At 70.5% G+C, this 431-nt stretch carries 1 protein-coding gene; it reads left to right on the forward strand.

Translation table 11 applies throughout. From position 1 onward, the window contains the following. Nucleotides 1–403, forward strand: a 403-nt coding sequence (locus tag HX774_RS19300; protein ID WP_178829020.1) for an alpha/beta fold hydrolase, incomplete at its 5' end; no start/stop codon positions are given. Between the last annotated feature and the right edge of the window lie 28 nt (nt 404–431).

Below are 431 nucleotides of genomic sequence, written 5' to 3' on the forward strand. Positions count from 1 at the left end.
CGCCGATCAGGCGGCGGCGGGCATCCTGAACGCAGACGCCGCCGGCTATCGCGTGCAGCAGGAGCGCACGGCGGCCGGGATGATGCGAAACGAGGCTGGGCGGGCGGACATGGTGGAGTGGTCGATGGCGTCGGACCGTCAGGCCATGGCCTCGGCCATCCGCGACGTCATGACCACCGACGCTCGGCCGGGTCTGGCGGCCATGACCACGCCGGTCTGGGCCGTCTATGCCGCCGATGCGAACGGCGGCGCGCCGGCGGCGATGGCGGATGGGATGTGGGGGCGGGAGTATGCGGCCCTGCCGGGGGTGAAGCTGGTGCGCGTGGACGACAGCCGTCACTTCATCATGACCGATCAGCCCGAGCGGCTGAGCGCGCTGGTGGATGAGTTTCTGGCGGATTGAGGTTTGAGCGATCCTCCCCTGCGGAGCG

The sequence above is a fragment of the Brevundimonas sp. P7753 genome (assembly GCF_013386595.1).
In the GTDB taxonomy this organism is placed as follows: domain Bacteria; phylum Pseudomonadota; class Alphaproteobacteria; order Caulobacterales; family Caulobacteraceae; genus Brevundimonas; species Brevundimonas bullata.